We start from the raw sequence: 24,698 nt of genomic DNA, 5'->3' as shown, positions 1-24,698 counted from the left end.
CTATTAATTAATAATTGTGATGCCTCAACTTTTTTGAGGGCTGCACAAAACGCGAATTGGTTAAAATTCAGCAGCAATCTGGAATGATGAAATAATCGATTGCCGACTCGGGATCTGAATCACAAACTCAGTGCCAGATCCAAGTTCAGAAAAACACTTGATTTTACCGCGATGTTTTTCAGTAATGATTTGATAACTAATCGACATCCCCAAACCCGTACCTTTCCCGATGGGTTTGGTGGTGAAAAAGGGGTCAAAAATGCGCTGCTTCACTGGGTCTGGCATACCGATTCCGTTATCAGCGATCGCCACCTCCACCCATTGATTGTCGATCGCAGAAGTCCGAATCGTAATCTGGTTTGGGGTATCTTTAAGCTCCTGATAGGAGCGTTTGGTATTCATCTCATCTAGGGCATCCAGGGCATTGACCAAAATATTCATGAATACCTGATTGAGTTGTCCGGGGAAACATTCCACCTTCGGCAAAGTGCCATAGTCTTTGATTACTACCACACCTGGACACTCTGGTTGATCTTTGAGCCGGTGTTGTAAAATCAGCAATGTACTTTCAATTCCCTCATGAATATCAACATCTTTGAAGTCTGCTTCATCCATGCGAGAAAAGTTTCGCAACGAGAGAACAATACTGCGAATTCGATCGGTGCCTACCTTCATAGATGAAATTATCTTTTGGATATCTTCTGTGAGGAATTCCAAATCAATTTCCTCTGCCATTGCTTGCACGTCTGGATCGTTGCTGGGATGGCGCTGTTGATAGAGTTCGATCATCCGCAGCAGATCTTGGGTGTATTCGTCCAGGTGGGTGAGATTACCGTGGATGAAGTTGACCGGGTTATTGATTTCATGGGCAATTCCCGCAACCAATTGTCCCAAGCTAGACATTTTTTCGCTTTGGATAACTTGCATCTGAGCTTTTTGCAGTTCGTTGAGGGTCGTCTCCAGTTCTTTAGCTTGTGCCGTCGAGGAGATTGCTAGTTCTTCGATCGCAGCAACCTGGGGCAGACTTGTCCAGCAAGCAATTGCCACCCCCACAAATGCCAGCGTCATCAACACAATAATCAGCAGATAGGGATTTTTGGTTCCGGCTTCTACCCGCAGCCAGGATCTGATCAGCCAACTGATCGTCGCTGTACCACAAATCAGCGCGATCAACATTGCAACCTGAAACACTATAAAATCTTCGTTTTTAGGAGGAGTTACTGGCTTGGCATGGAGTCGATCCCACCACGGTAAGTGTAAAGGTGTCCAAGGAATCCGCCGAATTGCCGCGTCGATCGCGATCGCTACTAACGGCAACAGCAATCCGAGACCAAAATTCATCCATCCCCAGGCAACACCACCCACCACCAGGGAAATGAACTCCACCACCAGTAATGCTAAGGATAGTCGCCCCCAACGCACGACTGGATCGTTGCGCTGCATCCACAGCCCCAAGTGGAACCCCATGATAGAAATGAAAAAACTCACCCCTGACACCACGACAATTCGAGTGGTGTTGCCCCAGACTAAAAATCCTAAACTACAGATAAAGGTTAGCAGCAGGGCGGGTTCTAGGGAACCCCGACGGGACACTGCACCAAACACTGGAGACAACAGCCCATCCTGCGCGAGTTGGAAAAGGATGCGGGGCGTATTGCAAACGCTAGTCGCAGATCCCAACAAACAGCTAGCAGCAACCAGCAAAGTGACTATGACAGGGGCAGCGTCTCCCCAGAAAGGCTTGGCAGCCGCCAGGAAATTGCCGTACAAATTGCCTTCTAAACCGGCAGCGGTTGCCAACTGCACCAACACTAAAGTGCCACCCACAAACACCAGAGGCATGAACCAGGCAACCCAAGACAGGGCCTTGAGGGTGTCTTTTGGGTGGAGACTGTCTGCTACAAAGGATGAAGCTGTGTCACAGCCATAGAAGCTATAAGCGGCAAACAAGTACCATTTCAGCCAGTCCTGGACACTGATGGCATCAATGCTGCTGGGCAAGAGTCCGGGGCTTTGGGGCTCCAAGGCAAGCCAGCCTAAACCCTGAACGCAGAAGAGGAGTAAAAAGCCGATCGAAGGAAAGACAAAAAAGAGGTGCAGAATGGCGACGGCGCGGGTGCCACTGAATGCTAAAAAGTAAGCGATCGCAGTAAAACCGATCTCAAACACTTTTTCTGGAATACTCAGCCCCATCGGTTCTAAATGGAATTGGATCAAATCTGTGATGACGATCGCATTAATGGCCGGAAAGGAAACCCACCCCAAGAAGTAGGCAATCCCCAAGTAGCGGGAAAGGGCAGGGTAACGATCGAGCAGTCGCGTGATGTAATTGGGTGTTCCCCCAGATACATCTGGATATTTCTCACCCAAACTCTGAACTTGAAGGTTAAACAGAATTCCGACGATCACACCAGGAATCCAGACCAACAGCGATGCCGAGCCAATTTCTGCTTGCATCGACGGCGCTAAGGTAAACCACATCAGATATCCAACCACACTAAACCCCCAAGCTTCCGCAGAGGACATGGTGCGCCGGAGGCGATTCAGAAATGGCAAGCGATCTATTTCCATAACAAGCAGATAGGGGTAATCGTGTTGTGATACAAGTGTAATTTCCACAATCAAGAAAAAAACAAATACCTATATTGAAAACTGATATCGAGGTTAAATCGCCATGTATAGACCAACTGCCTTTCAAGAAGACAATATTGATAAACTGGTTGCTTTCATGCAAGCCAATAGTTTCGCAACATTTGTATCGATTGTAGACGGTGTACCTTGTGCTTCACATATTCCTCTCGTCATCGTTGTGCAAGAAAAGAAGATGTCGTGAAATTAAGCGGTCATCTCGCAAAGTAAAATCCTCAATGGCAAGCCTTCAAATCCGCTGAGTCATTGGCTATTTTCATGCCTGCCACACGCTTACATTTCCCCTACACAGTATGAAAAACACGAGAGTGTACCGACATGGAACTATATTGCTGTTCATGCCTGCGGTGTTCCCAAAATCATCATGCTCAATGACTCACCAGAAGCAATGAACAAAATGATAAATCAGATGATAAGCTGTTCTGCATTTAAACTATACTACCCCAGCGAGCAAGATGCTCGCACTACAAAGGTTTCACAATTTAGGAATAGGTAATTTAGATGCAGAACAGCTTAGACACCTACGAAGCTAACTACAAATCGCATTGGCACGGTTGATCGAATCAATTCCGTGAAGGGATGATGGATGGTATTGTAGGAGTTGAGATGGCTGTAACTCGATTGGAAGGAAAGTACAAGCTCAGTCAAAATCGCAGCCAAGTCGATCGGGAAACAGTGTCAAATACACTGCAACAGAGTTTAGATCCGGCTGCTAGTGCCGTGGGTGCCGAGATGAAACATCACCTGGAAGCGAATTAGACAGTGAAACGCACAATTGCTGCCCTACTTTGGAGAAATCGAGGGCTTTGTATGTATCGATCGGAGACTGCTCCATGAGGAACCCGAAAAGATATATCATTATCTTAACCGGATCATTTCTTCCCCAAGGATATGTTCTACTGCTCGAATCCAAGGTGCTCTAATCCTTTCAATCCCGACAACTCTAAATTTTGTCAAAGTTGCGGCGAATCAGACCTCACGCCCCTCTTCAGAAACCGCTACCGCGTAATTCGGCCGTTGGGCGAAGGAGGATTTGGCAGAACTTATGAAGCGGTAGATATCGATCGCATGGACGATTCCTGCGTCATCAAGCAGTTTTCCCCCCAAGTTCAGGGAACATCAGCACTTCAAAAGGCTACAGAACTGTTTAAGCAAGAAGCGAAACGACTTTACGAACTTGGCGACCATCCCCAAATTCCTCGATTAATTGCTTATTTTGAACAAGACAAGCGGCTTTATTTAGTACAAGAATTGATTGAAGGGCAAAATTTACTGGCTGAATTAACTCAGCAGGGCGCTTTTAACGAAGAAAAAATTTGGCAGTTACTGGCAGATATTTTACCGATTCTGAAATTTGTGCACGATCGCCATGTCATTCACCGAGACATCAAACTTGAGAATATCATCCGCCGCCGCACCTCAGCCAGCTCATCCCCGCCCAAGTTTGGAAATTTTCGCAATTCGGCTTTCCGCAGAGGAGGGCGGGGAGAATTAGTTTTGATTGATTTCGGCGTCTCCAAACAATTTACTGGTTCCCATCTAAGCAAAGTCGGCACCACCGTAGGAACGCCCGGATATTCCCCGGTAGAACAAATGCGGGGTCAAGTTTTCCCCGGAAGCGATTTGTATAGTTTGGGGATAACTTGTCTCAGACTGCTAACTAAATGTTTGCCACAAGTTGACGGTTTCGATGACCTTTACGACCCGATTAACGGCGGCTGGATTTGGAGAGAACGCTTACCACCCGGCACAAAAATTAGCAGCGAATTAGCAACAGTTTTAGATAAATTAATTCAAGATTATCTCAAAAATAGATATCAATCTGCTGATGAAGTAATCAAAGCTTTAAATCTCTATTCTCTACCTCCCCCACCTCACTGTGGTAATGGCGGAAAAATTACTTTAAATTATGCTCAGCCCAAGGTAGCCCTACCTCCGCTAAATGCTTATTTGAACGAGATTGAACAACTTGCTCTCAATAGTCAGAGCCAGCAAAGCCGACAAATAAACAGCAATATCTCTGTTAATCCGAGTGGAAAATCCCACAGCAATCCGCCTCGGAGCAAAGTAACACAAAGTATTGCTACTGTCAAAAGCACCTTTGAATTTCAGGTAGTGACAGTAGACAATCGCGGGCAGCAAACTAATCTTAACAGCCGCAGAGCGCGTTTTTTTGAAGAACATATCGGCAGCGGTACAGTCATGGAAATGGTATCTATTCCTGGCGGTACTTTCCTGATGGGCAGCCCAAAAGATCGGGGTGACAGCGACGAAAAACCACAGCATTCAGTAACTTTAGCTGCTTTCTATATTGGTAAATTTCCAGTCACTCAGTCGCAATGGAATGCTGTTGCAGCGCTGCCGGAAATTAAAATGTTTCTCAATCCTGAGCCTTCCCGTTTTAAAGGTGTAAATCGACCGATTGAAAATGTATCTTGGTACGAAGCGGTGGAGTTTTGCGCTAGACTTTCTCACAAAACAGGTAAGAAGTATAGCTTGCCTAGCGAGGCGCAGTGGGAATATGCTTGCCGGGGGCAAACTATGACGGCGTTTCATTTTGGGGAAACGATTACCAGCGAGTTAGCAAATTACAACGGAAATTCTAATTACGCTGACGCGCCGAAGGGAGTTTATCGCTTTCAAACGACAGATGTTGGCAGTTTTAAACCTAATGCTTTCGGATTGTACGATTTCCACGGAAATGTTTGGGAATGGTGCGCGGATGCTTGGCACCATAATTATAACGGTGCGCCTGCGGATGGCAGCGTTTGGGAGTCTGACGGGGACTCTTCGCTGAGGTTGTTGCGGGGAGGTTCTTGGAACGATCGCCCTCCGAATTGTCGCAGCGCGTGCCGTCTCAGATATCAGCCGGATTGTAAGGCTAGTATTGTAGGTTTTCGTGTGGTTGTTTCTGTTGTTTGATCTTGTGTTGGCTTCTATTTTAAACACCCTAAAACAGGTTCGATCGTTCGGACTTTAGTCCTTAAAATCCTAGGACTAAAGTCCGAACTACAAACACCAGTTTCTACCTTAGCTTAAGTAGCCTTTTTTTGAGGAGCGACTATGCGTTCCACACTCATAGCTGCCACGCTCAATGTCACTACAGCCATGCCAATAATTGCCAAAGGCTGCAACTTCTCATTGATAATGACAAACCCAAAGAGTGCGGTCATCGCTGGCCCCAAAGTGCCAATTACTGACGCTAATGCCGCCCCCGCAAAGCGGATGGCAAAATTGTTCAAAAGATAGCTAAACAGCGTCAGCACCCCTAAAATAACGCCTCCCAAGATCAAACCGGGCCATACATTTGGGTCTATTTTAGGAGCTAAATTTTCCGAGAGCGGCACCCACAAACTCAGGGCGGAAAATACAAAAATCGTGGCGAAATTAACTAAACTAAAAGGAATCGGGTGCAGCTTGCCCGCGGCCATTTGCGTCAGCAATACGTAACCTGCAAAGGTAATACCAGCACCGAGTGCCGCGGCGACTCCCACCCCGACATTGCCGCCGCCGGGAGCTGGGGCTGCAAAACTCGGCCAGCCGGCTAAAATCAAACCTGCGGTAATTCCGCAGATTGCCAAAAAGCCGATCGTGCTTGGGCGAGCGCCAAACAAGATCCAAGAACCAAGTACGGTGACGATCGGGTAAATAAAGAAAATCGTAATCGCAATTCCCGCCGGAATATTGCCGATCGCCAAATAAATCAAAACCTGAGACAAAAACAGAAAAAATGCGCTTCCTAAAACCTTGCTCCACAAAGCGCGATCGCCCGACTGGAACAACCGCCTAATATCTTTCCACACAGAAGGATACAGAAAAGTTGCCAATATTGGCATCAAAGCCATCACCACGATCAGCCGCATCAACAAAATCAACAAAGAATTGCCAAAACCAGGAGTTACAACCCCCGGAACTTCAAACAAGCCAAAAATCATCCGAGGATTTCTGCTTTTAATCAAAATTCTCAAACAAACATTAAACAGCGACAATACCACCGCCGAAGATAAAGCCAGAATCAAACCTGCTTGCACTTGAGAACCGGCTTTAGCAATTGCAGCAGAACCTGAAGAAGGCTGTGACACAGAGTCCCGCGGCGCATCGACAGGTGCTGGCGCTATAGCTGGAGCTGAGGGGCGGACAGAATTAGCTGATACTTCGGGATAGGAATCTCTAGCGTCGAAAGGATTGTCAAGATATTCTTCTTCTTCTTGTTCGAGTTCTTCCCTGATCCGGTTTACAAGATTTTGTAACAGCTCTTCCCCTTGCCGCTCTAAGGTTTGCATATTATTGAGCCGCATGGAAAGCTCGCTTTCATAGCTGCTCAAATCTTGTTCGAGCATCTGGAAACTGCGATCGATCCTTTGATCCAGCGCCGCCAGCAACTCCGAGGCCCGTTCGTCGTAGTTGCTCGGCGGCATCGGTATCGGGAATTCGCCGCTGGGAATCGGGCTGCTGAGAGAATGTCCCGAGTTAGCGCTGAGTTCGCTGAACCGCTGCACCAACAAATCCTGCAAATTGTGAGCCAAAACTTGAGCCAACTGCTTCAGCCACAATTGCTGCTGCTGAATGTATCGCCCAGACAGAGATTCCATTTGCTGGGACTGCAATTTGCGATATTGCTCTCTGAGGTCTTCAATATCGTCAATCAGGTTATTTTTTTCACTTTCGAGCCGAGTAATGTCCTGATTTAACTGGCCTTTGACATTTTGGTGCAAAGCGTCCAGTTCCTGAATCACTGAGTGGAGGACTTCTTCTGCTGACTGTGCATCCCCTGGGTCGTCTTTTGACGAGTATACGTTCCGCTGCGCCATTGGCCTATAACCTCTAATTTAAACTGCACGTTCAGTGTTCTTAAGTATTTTTGCAAAGTAGAGCCCAACTTCCAGTCATTTTCTCTAAAAGATCCCTGACACTGTTTAATCAATATTAGTCGCTTGGGTTGAAGATGTGAGAAAATTGCGATCGCCCCAAAAACACTTTGTGCAATTAGAAATCATACTACAGCTTGACCTCTGCACCGATTGCTCTGGGTCATTCTCGCATCTGACACCAGTTTGAAACAAAAATGCAACTGCCGATCGGCCACAAACCCGCCATGCACTAAGTCATTCTCTATTTTTTGACCGCAATCGGCCGCGACAGTTTTTGACCCCCAACAGTAGAATAAGGGTTCCAGGGCAATATGCCTGCATTCGACAAGGCTATTGCTGAGTTCAAAACCCAAGTTATCTTCCATTCGCACAAAACTCCGAGAAACCGGGTTTCTGCGTTAATTTCTCCTCACTAAACCCAAAACTCCGAGAAACCCGGTTTCTGAGGATGTATTCGCACAAAACTGCGAGACACCCGGTTTCTGGGTTAATTTCTCCTCACTAAACCCAAAACTCCGAGAAACCCGGTTTCTGAGGATGTTATACCATTTTTCTAAAGATGTGCTATGGATGAATTCTTACCCCCCCCTTAATAAGGGGGGTTGGGGGGGTAATATCTAACGCTACTTTATTCCATTGGTATTAAAAGTGTCATTTTTTTCCTCGCCAAAGTTTTAAAAGGCGATCGCACCGTAAAAAACCACCCGCGCCCTCAAAAAATTAACACATCTCATCCCCAAGAGCAACAGATATGGCATCCGAAATTCATGACAATTTCTTTACAGGCGATCGACAAAAACAGAATATTTCCTCAGAAGCCGAAGTCTTTGTCTTTCCCGCATCATTTGCCCAGCAGCGCCTGTGGTTCCTCGACCAATTCTCCCCGGAAAACCCTTTCTACAACGTAGTAACAGCACTGCGATTAATCGGTTCCCTCAACTTAACAGCCTTGGAACAAACCTTCAACGAAATAGTGCGGCGACACGAAACTTTGCGAACCACTTTTGCAGCGGTATCAGGTCAACCAATGCAGATAATTTCTCCTGTTGGCCAGATAAATTTTCAAATATTAGAACTGCAACATTTGCCGCCCGAACAACGGCAAACAGAAGCCCAGAAAATCACCGCCGCCGAATCTCTGCGCCCTTTCAATTTATCCACCGGGCCGCTGATGCGAGTCACCATTTTGCGGCTGACAGAAACAAAGCATATTCTATTGCTCAATATGCACCACATAGCCTCCGATGATTGGTCGATCGGCGTGCTAATTCGAGAAATAGAAGCTATCTATACAGCTTTGATCGATCGACAGCCATCTCCCCTGCCAGAATTATTACTTCAATATGCCGACTTTGCCGAGTGGCAGCGCGAATGGCTGCAAGGTGAAGTATTAGAAACTCAGCTTGCTTATTGGCGGCAGCAATTGCGCGGAATTTCTGTATTAAATTTGCCCACAGATCGCCTAGCACCACCTAGGCAAAATTATCGCGGAAAAACTCAATATTTAGAACTGCCGAAACAACTGAAAGACGCACTTGTAGGGCTATCGCAGCGAGAAGGAGCGACTTTATTTATGACACTGCTGGCAGCATTTCAAACTTTGCTTTACCGCTACTCGCAGCAAACAGATATTGTTGTAGGTTCGCCGATCGCCAATCGCAACCGCAGTGAAATAGAAGCACTAATCGGTTTCTTTGTCAATACTTTAGTGCTGCGAACAAACTGCTCGGGAAACCCGACATTTCGAGATTTTTTGAGCCGGGTGCGGGAAGTAACCCTGGGAGCCTACGCTCACCAAGATTTGCCCTTTGAGAAGCTCGTCGAGGAATTGCACCCGGAGCGATCGCTCAATCGCCACCCGCTGTTTCAAGTGGTATTCGGGCTGCAAAATGCGCCTGTAGACGAGCTAGAATTGCCAGGATTAAAGTTGAGTTCTTTCCATTTGGAGACTCAAACAACGCGCTTTGATTTAGAGCTGCATTTGTGGGAAGCTGAGGATAAGTTTAGGAGCAGGTACGGCGAAAAGTGGAAAGATTCGGAAGGGCTCAGAGGCGTAGCTGTGTACAATACGGATTTATTTGATGAAGTTACGATCGCCCGAATGCTGAGGCATTTTAAAACGCTGCTGGAAAGCATTGTCGCCAATCCCGAACAAGGAATTGCTAACTTACCTTTATTGAGCGAGCATGAAGTGAATCAATTATTAATAGAATGGAACGATACTCGCACGGATTATCCTCAAAATAAGTGCATTCATCAGTTATTTGAGGAGCGGGCCCAGCAGCACCCGGAGGCTGTCGCCGTCACTTTCGAGGGCCAGCATTTGACTTACAGAGAACTCAACAGCAAAGCCAACCAACTGGCGGGCTATTTACAAAAACAGGGCGTGGGGGCGGAGGTTTTGGTGGGGCTTTGCGCCGAAAGATCGATCGACCTAATTGTCGGGATGTTGGCTGTACTGAAGGCTGGAGGCGCTTATTTACCGTTAGATCCGAGCTATCCGCGCGATCGGCTAAACTTGATGCTGGAAGATGCTGGAGTTAAAGTCTTGCTAATTCAAGATAAATTGATCGAGAATTTCCGAGACTTCTCCAACTCGGTGATTAAGTGCGATCGCGATTCCGAACAAATCGCCAAAGAAAGTACAGAAAATCTCACCAACAAAGTAACAGCAGATAACCTAGCTTACGTCATTTACACATCTGGCTCCACCGGAAAACCCAAGGGAGTTGCTGTCACCCACAAAGCAGTAAATCGGCTGGTACTCAACACCAATTATATAAAAATAGAACCGGGCGATAAAATTGCCCAAGCATCAAACGCTTCATTCGATGCAGCCACATTCGAGATTTGGGGAGCCTTGCTTAACGGCGCTCAACTCGTAGGAATTAGCACCAATATTACCCTTTCGCCTCACGATTTAGCCTTAGAACTGCGCCAACAACAAATCACAATTTTGTTTTTAACAACCGCCTTATTTCAACAGATTGCCCGAATTTTACCGCAAGCTTTTAATTCGCTGCGCTGCTTGCTGTTTGGCGGAGAAACAGCAGATATTAGATGGGGGAAAAAAGTTCTCAAACAAAATCCAACCACTCAATTAATTCACGTTTACGGCCCTACCGAAAATACCACATTTTCCGCTTATTACTGCGTGCAAGACGTACCCGAAACCGCAACATCGATCCCCATCGGCCGTCCGATCGCCAACACGCAAATTTATCTCCTAGATGCGGATTTGCAGCCGGTGGCGATCGGCGTTGCAGGTCAATTATACCTCGGCGGCGACGGACTCGCGCGAGGCTACCTCAACCGCCCAGATTTAACCGCTGCTGCATTCATTCCTCATCCTTTTAGCAATAAATCTGGTTCTAGCCTTTATAACACAGGTGATTTAGGTCGCTATTTAACTGACGGCAATATCGAGTTTTTAGGCCGCATTGATGACCAAGTAAAAATTCGCGGCTACCGCATCGAATTGGGAGAAATTGAAGCGGCTTTGTGCCAGCATCGACAAGTGCGCGAAGCAGCAGTAATTGTCAGGGAAGACATCCCCGACGATAAACATTTGGTAGCTTATGTTGTGACTGATGACATTAATGAAAAAGCAGAAATTGACAATCTAAAGTCAAGTGAATTGCGCCAATTTTTGAAACAAAAGTTACCGGGATATATGGTTCCTGCAACTTATGCAGTGTTGGAGTCCCTACCGCTGACGCCTAATGGCAAAGTCGATCGTCGCGCTTTGCCTAATATAGATACAGACAACGAGGATCTAACAGAAAACTATGTAGCGCCTCGCACTGATCTCGAAGAAATGCTAGGGAAAATTTGGGCTAAAGTTTTGGGAAAGCAGCAGGTTAGTATCTACGATAATTTCTTTGAACTAGGCGGGCATTCCCTGCTAGCAACTCAGTTAATTTCTCGCATCCGAGACGCTTTGCAAGTTGAGCTACCGGTCAGCAATTTGTTTGAGGCTCCGACTGTGGCGAGTCTGGCAAAATATATTGAAACAATGCGCTGGGCCGCGAAAGGTTTGGATGCTCCCAGAACCGACGAAAAAGAGCGAGAAGATGTGGAATTTTAAGGGCTTACATAATTGCGGGATGATTTTGATTATTTTGTGGAATGACCAAGAATTTCTTGATGGTACAAGCCCCCGGATTTATCCGTGGAATCAATCCAAAATCTAAAATCTAAAATCCTCAAGCCCCCGCATTTATCCGTGGGGTCAATCTAAAATCTAAAATCTAAAATCTAAAATCTAAAATCGATTGACCGTCCAAAAGTGGGGAGCGTCTCTGTTTGACAGCCTGTCTTTTGACATTGTTCATACTTGTGTAGCACAATGGTTTTTTGTCGATATTTTGGCAAACAACAATGAGTAAATTGAACAGCGTTTTTAACCCTTCACTGGTTGCTGAACCTCCCAGTAATCGTTTTTATCGCACCGTTTGGCGATGGCATTTCTATGCAGGCTTGTTTGTTATTCCTTTCATGCTGATTTTGTCAATCACAGGCATCATTTACCTGTTTAAACCGCAATTAGATGCTGCGATGTATCACCAGAATATGTTTGTGCAGCCTGCGGATGTGGTGATGTCTTATACTCAACAGGTGGCAGTTGTTCAACGAACTTATCCTGATGCCAAAGTAACAAAATTTACGCCGAGCGTTGCGTCTAATCGTAGTGCTGAAGTGACGATCGCGACTAAAGATGAAAGAACACTAGCCGTTTTCGTGAATCCTTATACGGCTAAGATTTTAGGCGATCGCGATGAAAATAATAATCTCCAAGCGATCGCACGCAAGATTCACGGCGAACTGATGATCGGAAAATTGGGAGATTATTTAGTAGAGCTTGCTTCCTGTTGGGGACTGATTTTGCTAATTACCGGATTATATTTATGGTTGCCTCGCGGCAAAGTAACTTTTTTAGGAACATTAATTCCGCGTGTGTGGAGCCAGAATAAGCGGGTATTTTGGCGGGACTTACACGCCGTTTCGGGATTTTATGGCGTATTGCTAATTGGCTTTCTCATCATTAGTGGACTACCCTGGACAGGTTTTTGGGGAGATACCTTCGCTCGTTTGTCGAGTCACTATCCTGCACAAATGTGGGATAACGTGCCTCAATCGACAACACTCACAGGCTCACTCAATCAACAGGGCAATCTAATTGTGCCTTGGGCAGTAGAGCAATTACCAATTCCCAAATCTAGTAAGCCTAGAGAGGAGCATCATTCAGGACACAACGAAATTATCAGGGGAACTCCTGCTGGTACGTCCGTAAATCTAGATTCTGTTGTAACTTTAGCCCAAGTAAAAGGCGCACCCCCTGGATTTAGTGTTAGTTTTCCAGAATCCCAAACGGGTGTGTACACGGTTTCGGCATTTCCCAATAATCCGGCGCAAGAAGTCACTCTGCACATCGATCGATACAGTGGCAAAGTGTTAGCAGATGTGCGGTGGAAGGATTACGGGTTAATACCCAAAGCCGTAGAAATGGGAATTTCCATTCACATGGGCAAATATTTTGGATTGAGCAATCAACTGCTGATGTTGTTTGCAGCCTTAATTTTGATTGTGCTTTCAGTCAGTGGTACGGTGATGTGGTGGCAGCGTCGTCCGAAAGGGACGGGTTGGCTCGGTGCGCCTGCAATGCCCACCCATGTTCAGGGATGGAAAGTGCCACTCGCCATCGTTGCTGTTTTAGGGATTGCCTTCCCGCTTGTAGGACTTTCACTCGTCACCGTTCTGCTGTTGGATTATTTCGTGTTGGCTCGTATTCCTGCCCTCAAGCGCATTTTCAGTTAAAGGTGGGAGGGTGACTTTCGAGCTCTAGGAACTAGACCGAATCAGTGCGTAGGTTGGGCCGCGAGGGAACAAACCCTCCGTTTCACTCCGCCCAACATTTTCGCTACAATTTTCCTTAACTGAACCGTATTGGATTTTAACTCACATTTTTAGTCACGAAATTTCAGTGCAGAATGCCCTGACAGCTTGGGCAAACTCTTGGTTGTGTTCCATTAATGCCATGTGTCCTCCTTTCTGTATAGTAAGTAGCTCTGCTTGAGGTAATTCTGCTTTCATCCGCAGGCTAGCTGGGGGCGTAGTGGCTATATCTGAATCGCCGCAGATCACCAACACTGGAATGTCAATCGATCGCAAAGTTTTTGTTTCATCATATTTGAACATTCCCAGTGTGCCGCGAGCGAGAACGCCGGGAGAACCCAAGGCTGATAAGAAAGCGGAGAACTCTAATTGACCGCGCGTTTCAGTGCCTTTAAATCCCGATAATTCTACACTGATGTGCAGTGAACCATTGAGATAGCTCAGCCAAGTCATTCCCCACATAATGGGTTCAAAAGCTATGGTGAGATAGAGCATAGGTTGGAGCATCGGCTTCTGCAAAGCGCGTAATAAACCGCTAAAAATAGCTGTTTTGACGGGATTAGTATAAGTCGTATCTACCAGAATTAAACCAGCTACTCGACTACCGAGAAGTTCTGGGAAAAGCCGACAGAAGGTGAGAGAAATCATGCCGCCAATGCTGTGTCCGAGTAGGATAACAGGTTTATTTCCTGCTATGGCAATGACGGCTTCTAGATCGCGGGCAAATTTTTCTAGGGAGTAGTCGCTGTTTTTTGGTCGAGTGGATTTTCCCAGCCCTGGAAGATCCCAAACAATCACTCGGAAGCGATCGCTCAGTTGCCGTTTCGCGTAATACCAAACCATACTGTTCGGCCCCCAACCGTGCGAGAGGATAATCGGCTGTCCGTCCTCTGGACCGTAGAATTCTACTTGTAAAATAGTGCCATCAGGCCTCTCTACCCGCTGCACCGTACCCGTCCGCATCGGCTTCGGTTCGTCAGTACCGGGGCGGCGGAACAGCGGCAAACTGATAAAGCGGCCGCCAACAGACCAAAGAACCATCAACACTCCGCTGACTAAGTAGGAAATCCCTACAAGTGCGCCGATGTACCATTCGTAGACAATGTATATACCTCCGCCAAGTACCCCGACGGACAGCAGTCCCACCAGCCATAGGAACAGGAAATTGAAGGGCATGAACGGCATAAGCTGAAACCTTGGGTAGGATTTTGGTGGCGGATTCAAACAGAATCATACTCAGGTTAGGCCACAGTCGGCAAGCGGTAAGTTAAGCTCTTAATTTGTGCGCTGGTAGAATTTATTTTATTGATTTGCCCAAGTAATGACAGGATGACTCAAAATGACCGATCCAAAAATATCGAGTTCATCGCCAAATGCCAGAGATTCTGTCACGGTAGAGTTAGTTGAGTTTTTATCTTACCTTCGCAGTCTAGATATTAATGTTTTTGTTGAGGGCGAGCTCCTGCGCTGCAATGCTCCCGAAGGAATTATTACACCGGAACTGCGCGCCGAAATATCTCAGAAAAAAGCCGAAATAATTTTATTTTTACAAGCAGCTAATCGGAATTCGAGTTTCACTTTTGCACCGATTGTTCCTGTGGGGCGGGACGGAAATCTACCGCTTTCCTTTGCACAGCAGCGCTTGTGGTTTCTAGACCAATTAGTACCGAACAATCCTTTTTATAATGTTCCCGCAGCATTGCGTTTGACAGGTTCGCTCAATTTGACGGCGCTGCAACAAACCTTCAATGAAATTGTGCGCCGCCACGAAGCTTTACGCACGAGTTTAGCAGTAGTTTCGGGCCAACCGGTTCAGAGAATAGCTGCTGCTTTCCACCTCCCGATTAATGTAGTGGACTTGCGAAACTTGCCAAAGGAATCTCGACAAACTGAAGCAAACAGACTCACCGCCCAGGAAGCTCAAAGTTCTTTTAATTTATCCAATGACTTGTTGCTCCGAGTCACATTGTTGCAGTTAGATGATGCCGAATATTTGCTGATGCTGAATATGCACCACATTGTCTCCGACGGTTGGTCTATCGGAGTGCTAATTCAGGAATTAGGCGCGCTTTACACGGCATTTGCTTGCGAAAAACCTTCGCCTTTACCTGCTTTGTCGATCCAGTATGCTGATTTTGCCAAATGGCAGCGCGAATGGCTGCAAGGGGAAGTTTTAGAAACGCAGCTTGCTTACTGGAGACAGCAGTTAAACGGCCTTTCTATGCTAAATTTGCCTGCGGATAGACCCAGGCCAGCAATTCAAAGTTACCGAGGCAAAAGGCAATTTTTGCAACTGCCAAAACAACTGAGCGAGGCTTTAGAAACGTTGAGCCAGCGCGAAGGAGTGACGCTGTTTATGACCATGCTGGCAGCTTTTAAAACGTTGCTTTACCATTACGCGCAGCAAGAAGATATTGTTGTAGGTTCGCCGATCGCCAATCGCAACCGCAGTGAGATTGAAGCATTAATCGGTTTTTTTGTCAACAGTTTGGTGCTGCGTACAGATTTGTCGGGAAATCCCACTTTTCGGGAACTTTTAAACCGAGTCAAAGAGGTAGCATTGGGAGCTTACGCTCACCAAGATTTGCCGTTTGAGAAGTTAGTAGAAGAACTGCACCCCGATCGCGCGTTGAACCAAAATCCCTTATTTCAGGTGGCCTTTGCGCTGCAAAACGCGCCCGCGAATCGGTTAGAATTGCCCGAATTAACCCTCAGCCCGCAGCAGTTAGATGTCGGTACAGCCAGGTTTGATTTGGAGTTTCATTTGTGGGAGCGATCGCCCAACAGCTCGGAAAGCAACCAATCGCCCAGCAATAAGCTGTGGGTTGATAGCTCCGAGGGCATCAGCGGCATGGTTATTTACAGCGCCGATTTATTTGATGAAGCTACGATCGCCCGAATGTTAGGACATTTTCAAACGCTGTTAGAAAGCATTGTGAAAAATCCCGAACAGCGAATTGCAAACTTGCAATATTTGAGCGCCCAAGAGCGTTATCATTTGTTAGTTGAATGCAACAATACTCAGGCAGATTATCCGCAAGATTTGTGCATCCATCAGCTATTTGAAATGCAGGCAGATCGGACACCGGATGCGGTGGCGCTGGTATTTGGAGATGAGCGAGTCACATACCAGCAGCTAAATCTCCGCAGCAACCAACTAGCACATTATCTGCAAAAAATCGGGGTGGGGGCGGAAGTTTTAGTCGGGCTGTGCGTAGAGCGATCGCTCGATCTGATTGTCGGGATGTTGGGTATCCTGAAAGCGGGAGGAGCTTACCTCATTTTAGATCCCAGCTATCCCGTCGGGCGATCGAGCTTTATGCTAAAAGATGCTCAATTATCTGTTGTGTTAACTCAGCAGCAATGGGTAGAGAATTTGCGCTCGCCCAATTTACAGATAGTTTGTTTAGACACAGACTCGGAGATGATTTCCCAAGAAATCGCCGACAATCCAACCAGCGCCGCCACAGCCGAAAATCTGGTTTACGCGATTTACACCTCCGGCTCCACCGGAAAGCCGAAAGGAGTGGAAATTGAGCACGGGAGCCTGTTAAATCTCGTTTTTTGGCATCAAAGAGAGTTTGAGGTGTCAGCGGGCGATCGGGCTACGCAAATTGCTGCGATCGGCTTTGATGCTTGCGGGTGGGAAATTTGGCCTTATCTCGCCGCCGGAGCTAGCATCTACTTTCCCGAAGACGAAATCAGGCGAGATCCTGAAAAACTGCAAAACTGGTTAGTATCAAAAGCAATAACAATTAGCTTTTTACCAACACCTTTAGCCGAAAAACTTTTGCGATTAGATTGGCCTCAAAATACAGCCTTGCGAATCTTGCTCGCAGGCGGCGAAAAACTGCAAAAACATCCTTTAAAATCCCATCCATTTAAGCTAGTAAATAATTACGGCCCCACCGAAAACACAGTCGTCACAACTTCCGGTTACATTCCTGCAACAGAGCAAACAGACATCGCCCCGACAATTGGCCGCCCCATTGCTAACACTCAAATCTACATATTAGACAAATATTTGCAGCCGGTGGCGATCGGCGTTGTTGGCGAATTGTACATCGGCGGAAACCAACTCGCTCGCGGCTACCTCAACCGCCCCGATTTAACCTCAGAACGATTTATTTCCAATCCTTTTAAACCAAATTCAGGCACCCTTCTCAATGACTTATTTATGAACAGGCAAGATGCCTGTTCCACAATAAAATTCAATCTTTGTGGAACAGGCATCTTGCCTGTTCTCGATAATAGTGCGACATCTCAGTTTAAACCAAATTCAGGCACCCTTCTCAATAACTTGTTTGTGAACAGGCAAGATGCCTGTTCCACAATAAAATTCAATCTTTGTGGAACAGGCATCTTGCCTGTTCTCGATAATAGTACAACATCTCAGTTTCAACTAAATTCAGGCACCATTCTCAATGACTTGTTTAGGAATAGGCAAGATGCCTGTTCCACAAGCAAATTCATCTCTTGTGGAACAGGCATCTTGCCTGTTCTCGATAATGGTGCAACATCTCAGTTTAAACCAAATTCAGGAGAGCGAATTTACAAAACCGGCGACTTAGTGCGCTACAGAGGCGATCGCAACCTTGAATTTTTAGGACGCATTGACGAACAAGTAAAAATTCGCGGTTTCCGCATCGAATTAGGAGAAATCGAAACAGTATTAACTCAACATCCTGCCGTGCAGCAAACCACAGCCACAACCTCGGAAGATGCAGAAGGAAATAAACGTTTAATAGCTTATGTCGCCCTCAATCCAGAATATAGCAGTGCCCGCGAAACCAGCCAAATCATGCAATTGCAGGAAGAACAGGTTTTGCAGTGGCAAATGCTCTACAATGAAACTTACGATCGACCTGCTGTTGACTCAGATCCAACATTTAATATAGTCGGCTGGAATAGCAGTTATACCGATCGGCCAATCCCAGCAGAACAGATGCGCGACTGGGCGAACAATCAAGCAGCCCAAATTTTAGCTTTGCAGCCGGGTCGAGTGTTAGAAATTGGCTGCGGCACAGGTTTGTTGCTGTTCCAAATCGCGCCTCGCTGCACTCACTATTGCGGCACAGACTTTTCACCTATTTCGCTCAACTACATTCAGCAACACTTGGCAAATCAACACTTAGCTAATGTAACGCTGCTTCAGAAAATGGCGACTGACTTTGCCGGAGTAGAGACAGCAGCTTTTGACGCGGTGATTCTCAACTCAGTCGTGCAATATTTCCCGAATATCGACTATCTCGTACAGGTGCTAGAAGGTGCGGTGAAAGCAACTGCTCCCGGCGGCTTTATATTCATCGGAGATGTCCGCAGCTTGCCGTTGCTGGAAGCTTTCCACGCTTCAGTACAACTGTATCAAGCCGAACCTTCTCTCGCTGGCGAACAGTTGCAGCAGCGAGTACAAATGCAAATTTTTCAAGAAACAGAGTTAGTTATTGAACCAGATTTTTTTAAGGCATTAAAGCACTGCTTTCCGCAGATTAGCGGCGTAGAGATTCAATTAATTCGCGGTAGTTACCACAACGAGTTAACTGATTTTCGGTACAATGCTATTCTGCATATTGCGCCGGAAATAGCACCCCCCAACCCCCCTTATGAAGGAGGGCTAAGAAGTATCTCTAACTTTTATGACAAAACACAGCTTCAGAACCCCCCTTTTCAAGGGGGGCAGGGGGGATCAAAACGGTTGGATTGGTCGGATGAAAATCAGAATCTGACTGTTGCCAAGGTGCAACAAACATTATTGGAAAATCAACTCGATATTTTAAGAATTGCTAATGTGCCTAATGCGCGGGTAACGGCCGCAGTTAAGGCGGCAGAATTGCTGTCAGTTGTCGATAAATTTACCACAGCAGCTCAGTTGCAGAAAGCCGTAGAAAAAGTCGAGAATTTAGGAGTCGATCCAGAGGATTGGTATGCTTTGCAAGTTCCGTACAATGTCAATATTAGTTGGTCTAATTCCGACAGTCAAGGGCGCTACGATGTAGTGTTTGCACGGGGCAAAACCAGAGATTTTGGGCAAGAAACCCGAAGCGATAACTTGCGTCCTTGGCGCTCTTATGCTAACAATCCCTTACAAGCTAAAGCAGCGCGTAAATTAGTACCGCAGTTGCAGGCTTATCTAGCAGAAAAACTGCCTGAATATATGATTCCGTCGGCTTTTGTGGTGCTGGAGTCGCTACCGGTGACGGCTAACGGAAAGGTCGATCGCCTCGCTTTGCCCGCACCGGAGCCAATTAAGTTAGAATGGGCTGGCAGTTATGTTGCGCCTCATACTTCTGTTGAGGAAGTTTTAGTGAAAATTTGGGCCGAAGTTTTGGGGATAAAGCGAGTGGGTATCCGCGACAATTTCTTTGAATTGGGAGGCCATTCGCTGCTGGCGACTCAGCTTGTTTCGAGAGTGCGAGATGCTTTCGCGGTAGAGTTGCCTTTGCGAAGGGTTTTTGAAGCGCCGACAATCGGAGAATTATCTAAGATTGTGGAGAATTTAAAAGAGAGCAAGGTTGATATTAAAGCTCCGGCTTTAGTGGCTATTTCTCGCGAAAGTCGGCGGAGGAAGCTATCATCTTTTGATCGAGAAAGTAAATAAAATTAAGGCGGTTGAACGGGTGCAATTTCGATAAATATGCAGCAAGAAACAGAAGTTTTCGTCTTCCCCGCATCATTTGCTCAGCAGAGGCTTTGGTTCCTCAATCAATTAGCACCGGGCAATCCTTTCTACAATGTCTCAACAGCGCTCCGCTTAACAGGTTCCCTCAACTTCATAGCCTTAGAGCAAACCTTCAACGAAATTGTGCAGCGGCACGAAACTTTACGCACCACTTTTACGCTTTTGGAAGGGGAACTCGTACAAATTATTGCTCCCATTTTAACAGTACCCCTCCCCACAATCGACTTACAAAATCTCTCGCCAACTCAGCAGGAAACCGCAGCGCTGCAACTCGCAACCGATGCAGCGCAATGCCCTTTCGATTTAGCCGCCGGGCCGTTATTTAAAGTAACACTGTTACAACTGGGTGAAACCGAACATATATTGTTGCTGAATTTACATCATATTGTGGCTGATGGTTGGTCGATGGGAGTGCTAATTCGAGAGCTAGGAACGCTCTACACGGCATTTGTAAAAAACGAGCGTGAAGCGAAGCTATCCCGAAGGGAATCGCACTTACCAGCACTGCCCGTGCAGTACGCCGACTTTGCAGAGTGGCAGCACCAATACTTGCAGGGCGAAGTATTAGAAACCCAGTTAGATTATTGGCGCGAGCAGTTAAAGGGAATTACCGCGCTAAATCTACCGACAGACAGACAAAGGCCGGCGGTTCCATCCTACCGAGGTGCTAAATATTTTATAACACTATCACCTGCTTTGAGCGAGCAGCTAAAGTCATTTAGCCAGCAAGAAAGCGCGACTTTATTTATCACTTTACTAGCCGCTTTTCAAACTTTGCTGTACCGCTATACAGGACAAGTAGATATTGCAGTAGGAACGCCGATCGCCAATCGCAACAAAAGCGAAATAGAAGCATTAATCGGTTTTTTTGTCAACAGTTTGGTGCTGCGTGCAGATTTGTCGGGAAACCCAACTTTTCGGGAACTATTGCATCGGGTAAAAAACGTCGCAATGGCAGCCTACGCCCACCAAGATTTGCCCTTCGAGAAGTTGGTTGAGGAATTGCACCCCGATCGCGAATTGAGCCGCAACCCCCTATTTCAAATTAGTTTCAGCCTGCAAAACACTCCTGTAGCAGCGCTAGAATTGCCGGGAATCACTTTGGGGGCGATAGACTTTGACAGCGGAACCGCCAAGCTCGACTTAGAGTGCAACTTGTGGGAAGATGCAGGAAGCATTCAAGGGCAAATTGTTTACAGCACAGATTTATTCGATCGCGCCACAATTGCCCGCATGGCCGAACATTTCCAAACGCTGCTAAAAGCCATTGTTGCCAATCCCCAACAGCGCCTCAGCGACTTGGCTTTGCTGACAGCACCAGAATACCAGCAATTATTAAATGATTGGAATGACACTCAGAGAGATTATCCGCAAAACCAGTGTTTCCATCAGCTATTTGAAGAGCGAGTCGAGCTCGCGCCCGATGCTGTCGCCGCCGTCTTTGAAAACCAGCAGTTAACCTACCGCCAACTCAACAGCAAAGCCAACCAACTTGCACGTTACTTGCAGCAATTGGGTGCCAAACCGGAAGTTTTAATAGGGCTTTGTGTAGAACGTTCCTTAGATGCGATCGTCGGCATCTTAGGCATTATCAAAGCAGGCGCAGCCTACCTGCCTTTAGATCCAACTTATCCTCAAGAGCGGCTTAACTTCATGTTAGAAGATGCTCAGGTGTCGATTTTGCTAACTCAGCAGCACTTAGCCCAAAACTTGACTGCGCCGGAAAATTACGGAGTCTTTACAGTAGTTTGTTTGGATTCAGACTTAGAAATTATTGCCAGAAAAAGCCCAGAAAACTTAACTACAAATATTATACCAGAAAACCTATCCTACATCATTTACACATCTGGTTCAACCGGAAAACCAAAAGGCGTTTTAATCGAACATCGCGGACTCTACAACTTAGCCCTAGCTCAAATAGAAGCTTTTCAAATAAGCTCAAATCACCGCATTTTGCAATTCGCATCTCTGAGTTTTGATGCCTCAATCTTTGAGATTGTCATGGCATTGGGAACCGGAGCAACACTTTACTGTGCCAAGAAAGAATCTTTGTTGCCCGGACAAACATTAATCCAATTTTTGCAGGATAATGCTATTACCCACGCTACCCTGCCGCCCTCGCTGCTAGCTGTCCTTCCAAACGCCGAACTTCCCGCACTGCAAACAATCATCTGTGCTGGCGAATCCTGTTCCCCGGATGTTGTGAAACGCTGGGGTTTTGGGCGCAGGTTTTTTAACGCTTACGGCCCTACAGAAGCGACTGTCTGGTCAAGTTTTGCTGAAATTTGCGAGCGCAAAAAACCGCCAATCGGCCGCCCAATAGCTAACACTCAGCTCTATATTTTAGATGAAAATTTACAGCCTGTACCCGTTGGAGTTCCCGGTGAATTGTACATCGGCGGCAGCGGATTGGCGCGAGGCTACCTCAACCGCCCCGAATTAACCGCCCAGCGATTTATTGCTAATCGGTTTAGCCAAAAAGCGGGAGAACGAATTTACAAAACAGGTGACTTAGCTCGCTATTTTCCCGACGGCAATATTGAGTTTTTAGGCCGCACTGACGAACAGGTAAAAATTCGCGGTTATCGAATAGAATTGGGAGAAATTGAAGCGCTGCTGCTTCAGCATCCCGCAGTTAAAGAAACAGCGGCGGTTGCTGAAGATGATTTTTCGGGCAACAAGCGCCTAGTTGCTTATGTTGTCCCCAATCAAAATCCGACGCTTAATCCCTTGGAAATGCGTAATTTTCTCAAACAACAACTGCCCAATTACATGATTCCCAGTGCTTTTGTGGCGATCGACTTTCTGCCCCTAACTCCCAATGGCAAAATCGATCGCAACCGCCTAATATCGCCGGAGAATCTCACTAGCAATTCAACAGATAAAAGCTGCATTGCACCTCGCACGCCAACCGAGTCAACCCTCGCCCAAATTTGGTCAAAAATCCTTAACACAGAGCCTGTTGGCATTGGCGACAACTTCTTCGATTTGGGTGGAGACTCCCTGCTCGCAATTCGCCTCATTAATGAGATTAACCAGCAATTTGAGCGCGAGTTGCCTCTGTCTGCTCTTTTTTTAAATCCGACAATAGAAGGTTTAGCAGATTCGCTATCTTCAGAAACAAATTCTCTGGAATGGTCGCCTTTAGTGGCAATTAAGCCTCGCGGTAAAAATCCGCCGTTCTTCTGCGTCCATCCCATCTTTGGCGTGGTATTTCCTTATGTCGAGCTAGCATTTCAGCTAGGAGAAAATCAACCGTTTTACGGGCTGCAACCTAAAGGAATTGACGGGGAAAGTTCTCCGTTAACTCGCATTGAAGAGATGGCGGCTGACTACATCGCAGCCTTGCGTACAGTTCAACCAAAAGGGCCTTATTTTTTAGGAGGTTGGTCTTTTGGAGGTTTGGTGGCTTTTGAGATGGCTCAACAGTTACTCGCAGCGGGTGATGAAGTGGCTTTGCTGGCTGTGCTGGATACTTTAGCGCCGATTGCTGCTAACAAACCTTCTTTTTGGGACGGTTGCAAGTTTATTCTGACTACTGTTTCGCGCTCTATCTGGCCTTTTGTGGTCGATTATTTTCGCTTGGTGGCTGCTGCGGAAAATGTGCAAGTTGGCGGTATTGCTGCCAGGTTTCCTAAATTAAATAAGCTGCTTAATTGGGCTGCTAATTGTTGGCATGGCTGGAATTGGAAACAGGCTGTTATGGTTAGCATCTTATCTCAGGAGTCACAACAACACAACTGGCGCGAGCTGGCAATTCCTTCGATGTTTACTGTATTTCAGGCTAACAGTCAAGCAACTCTCAGCTATGTACCGAAAATTTATCCGCACCGAATTACTCTGTTTAGATCGGGGGAAAAGCTCAGCACGAACCATCAAGATCCGACTCTTGGCTGGAGCGATTTAACGGCGGCACAAGTAGAGGTGATTCGAGTTCCTGGCAATCACCTTACTATGTTGAGAAAGCCCTGTGTTGAGGTGCTGGCCAGACAGCTAAACCTTTGCTTGAAGCAGAAATTAAGTGATTGAGCGGCCCTTGGGCGCGATCGATCGAATTGCGTTCATCTGGCTAAAATCCATTGGGCGATGCTAAAAATGCTAGCACCCAAAGCGCCTGCGATCGGAATTGTCACCAGCCAAGCCGAACCAATTGACAGCAAAGTTTCCCAGCGTACTGTTTTCCAAGCTTTGATCAGTCCGACTCCGACAACTGCACCGACTAAAGCGTGGGATGTGGAAACCGGAAACCCGAAGCGGGATGCTAGCAAGACTGTGGTGGCTGTGGCTAATTCGGCGCAAAATCCGCCGCTGGGTTGCAGTTGGATGATCTTTTCGCCGACTGTGGCAATTACATTTTTGCCCCAAATTGCTAAACCGATGACGATTCCTACGCCTCCGACGATTAAAATCCACAGGGGAACGCTGAAATCGTCTGAGGGAAAGGAACCTGTGCGCCGGATGTAAGCGATCGCAGCTAGGGGCGCAACGGCATTTCCTACGTCGTTGGAACCGTGGGCAAATGCTACAAAACAAGCGCTCAATACTTGAAATCTCGCCATCTGTTGCTCGATGAGAGAGTGGCGGGGAGGGGGAGAGGGGGAGAG

General features: G+C 46.7%; 10 protein-coding genes and 1 pseudogene. 7 read left to right on the top strand and 4 right to left on the bottom strand.

All coding sequences use genetic code 11. The annotated features are described in order from the left end of the window. Window positions 1–60: 60 nt before the first annotated feature. Window positions 61–2,571, bottom strand: coding sequence for an ATP-binding protein (locus AACV78_RS13250; RefSeq protein WP_194008767.1), 2,511 nt, complete (start codon window positions 2,569–2,571; stop codon window positions 61–63). A 103-nt stretch (window positions 2,572–2,674) separates the two neighbouring features. On the opposite strand from AACV78_RS13250, the pseudogene AACV78_RS28745 reads away from it, so the two are divergent. The 3 genes and pseudogenes from AACV78_RS28745 to AACV78_RS13240 all read left to right on the top strand — a co-directional run bounded on the left by AACV78_RS28745 (window position 2,675) and on the right by AACV78_RS13240 (window position 5,571). Next, window positions 2,675–3,145, top strand: a pseudogene (locus AACV78_RS28745) (FMN-binding negative transcriptional regulator). 83 nt (window positions 3,146–3,228) lie between these two features. Then, the gene (locus AACV78_RS13245; RefSeq protein WP_228042231.1) at window positions 3,229–3,408 is read left to right on the top strand and encodes a hypothetical protein; all 180 of its coding nucleotides are present in this window, start codon (window positions 3,229–3,231) and stop codon (window positions 3,406–3,408) included. A 132-nt stretch (window positions 3,409–3,540) separates the two neighbouring features. Further along, window positions 3,541–5,571, top strand: coding sequence for a bifunctional serine/threonine-protein kinase/formylglycine-generating enzyme family protein (locus AACV78_RS13240; protein WP_194008768.1), 2,031 nt, complete (start codon window positions 3,541–3,543; stop codon window positions 5,569–5,571). 113 nt (window positions 5,572–5,684) lie between these two features. On the opposite strand, the gene AACV78_RS13235 is transcribed toward AACV78_RS13240, so the two are convergent. Next, window positions 5,685–7,460 (bottom strand): DMT family transporter, encoded by a 1,776-nt coding sequence (locus AACV78_RS13235; RefSeq protein ID WP_194008769.1) that lies wholly within the window; start codon window positions 7,458–7,460, stop codon window positions 5,685–5,687. 811 nt (window positions 7,461–8,271) lie between these two features. Here AACV78_RS13235 and AACV78_RS13230 point away from each other — a divergent pair. Next, window positions 8,272–11,607: a non-ribosomal peptide synthetase gene (locus AACV78_RS13230; RefSeq protein WP_194008770.1), complete on the top strand. Its 3,336-nt coding sequence runs from the start codon at window positions 8,272–8,274 to the stop codon at window positions 11,605–11,607. 293 nt (window positions 11,608–11,900) lie between these two features. Next, entirely contained in the window at window positions 11,901–13,337 is a 1,437-nt protein-coding gene (locus AACV78_RS13225; protein WP_194008771.1) for a PepSY-associated TM helix domain-containing protein, read from the top strand. Window positions 13,338–13,490: 153 nt separating this feature from the next. Here AACV78_RS13225 and AACV78_RS13220 read toward each other — a convergent pair whose 3' ends face one another. After that, window positions 13,491–14,600, bottom strand: coding sequence for an alpha/beta fold hydrolase (locus AACV78_RS13220; RefSeq protein WP_194008772.1), 1,110 nt, complete (start codon window positions 14,598–14,600; stop codon window positions 13,491–13,493). Between the two features lie 154 nt (window positions 14,601–14,754). On the opposite strand from AACV78_RS13220, the gene AACV78_RS13215 reads away from it, so the two are divergent. Continuing rightward, complete coding sequence (locus AACV78_RS13215) at window positions 14,755–20,013, top strand: non-ribosomal peptide synthetase (RefSeq protein WP_228042230.1); 5,259 nt, start codon at window positions 14,755–14,757, stop codon at window positions 20,011–20,013. A gap of 36 nt (window positions 20,014–20,049) precedes the next feature. After that, window positions 20,050–24,123 (top strand): non-ribosomal peptide synthetase, encoded by a 4,074-nt coding sequence (locus AACV78_RS13210; RefSeq protein WP_194008773.1) that lies wholly within the window; start codon window positions 20,050–20,052, stop codon window positions 24,121–24,123. 32 nt (window positions 24,124–24,155) lie between these two features. Here AACV78_RS13210 and AACV78_RS13205 read toward each other — a convergent pair. Continuing rightward, on the bottom strand, window positions 24,156–24,698 hold a 543-nt coding region (locus AACV78_RS13205), incomplete at its 5' end, for an inorganic phosphate transporter (protein ID WP_194074298.1).

Source organism: Tychonema sp. LEGE 07196, from assembly GCF_963890365.1.
Taxonomy (GTDB): Bacteria; Cyanobacteriota; Cyanobacteriia; order Cyanobacteriales; family Microcoleaceae; genus Microcoleus.
Note: the sequence above shows the minus strand (reverse complement) of the source record. Positions and strands in the feature narration are given on the sequence as shown.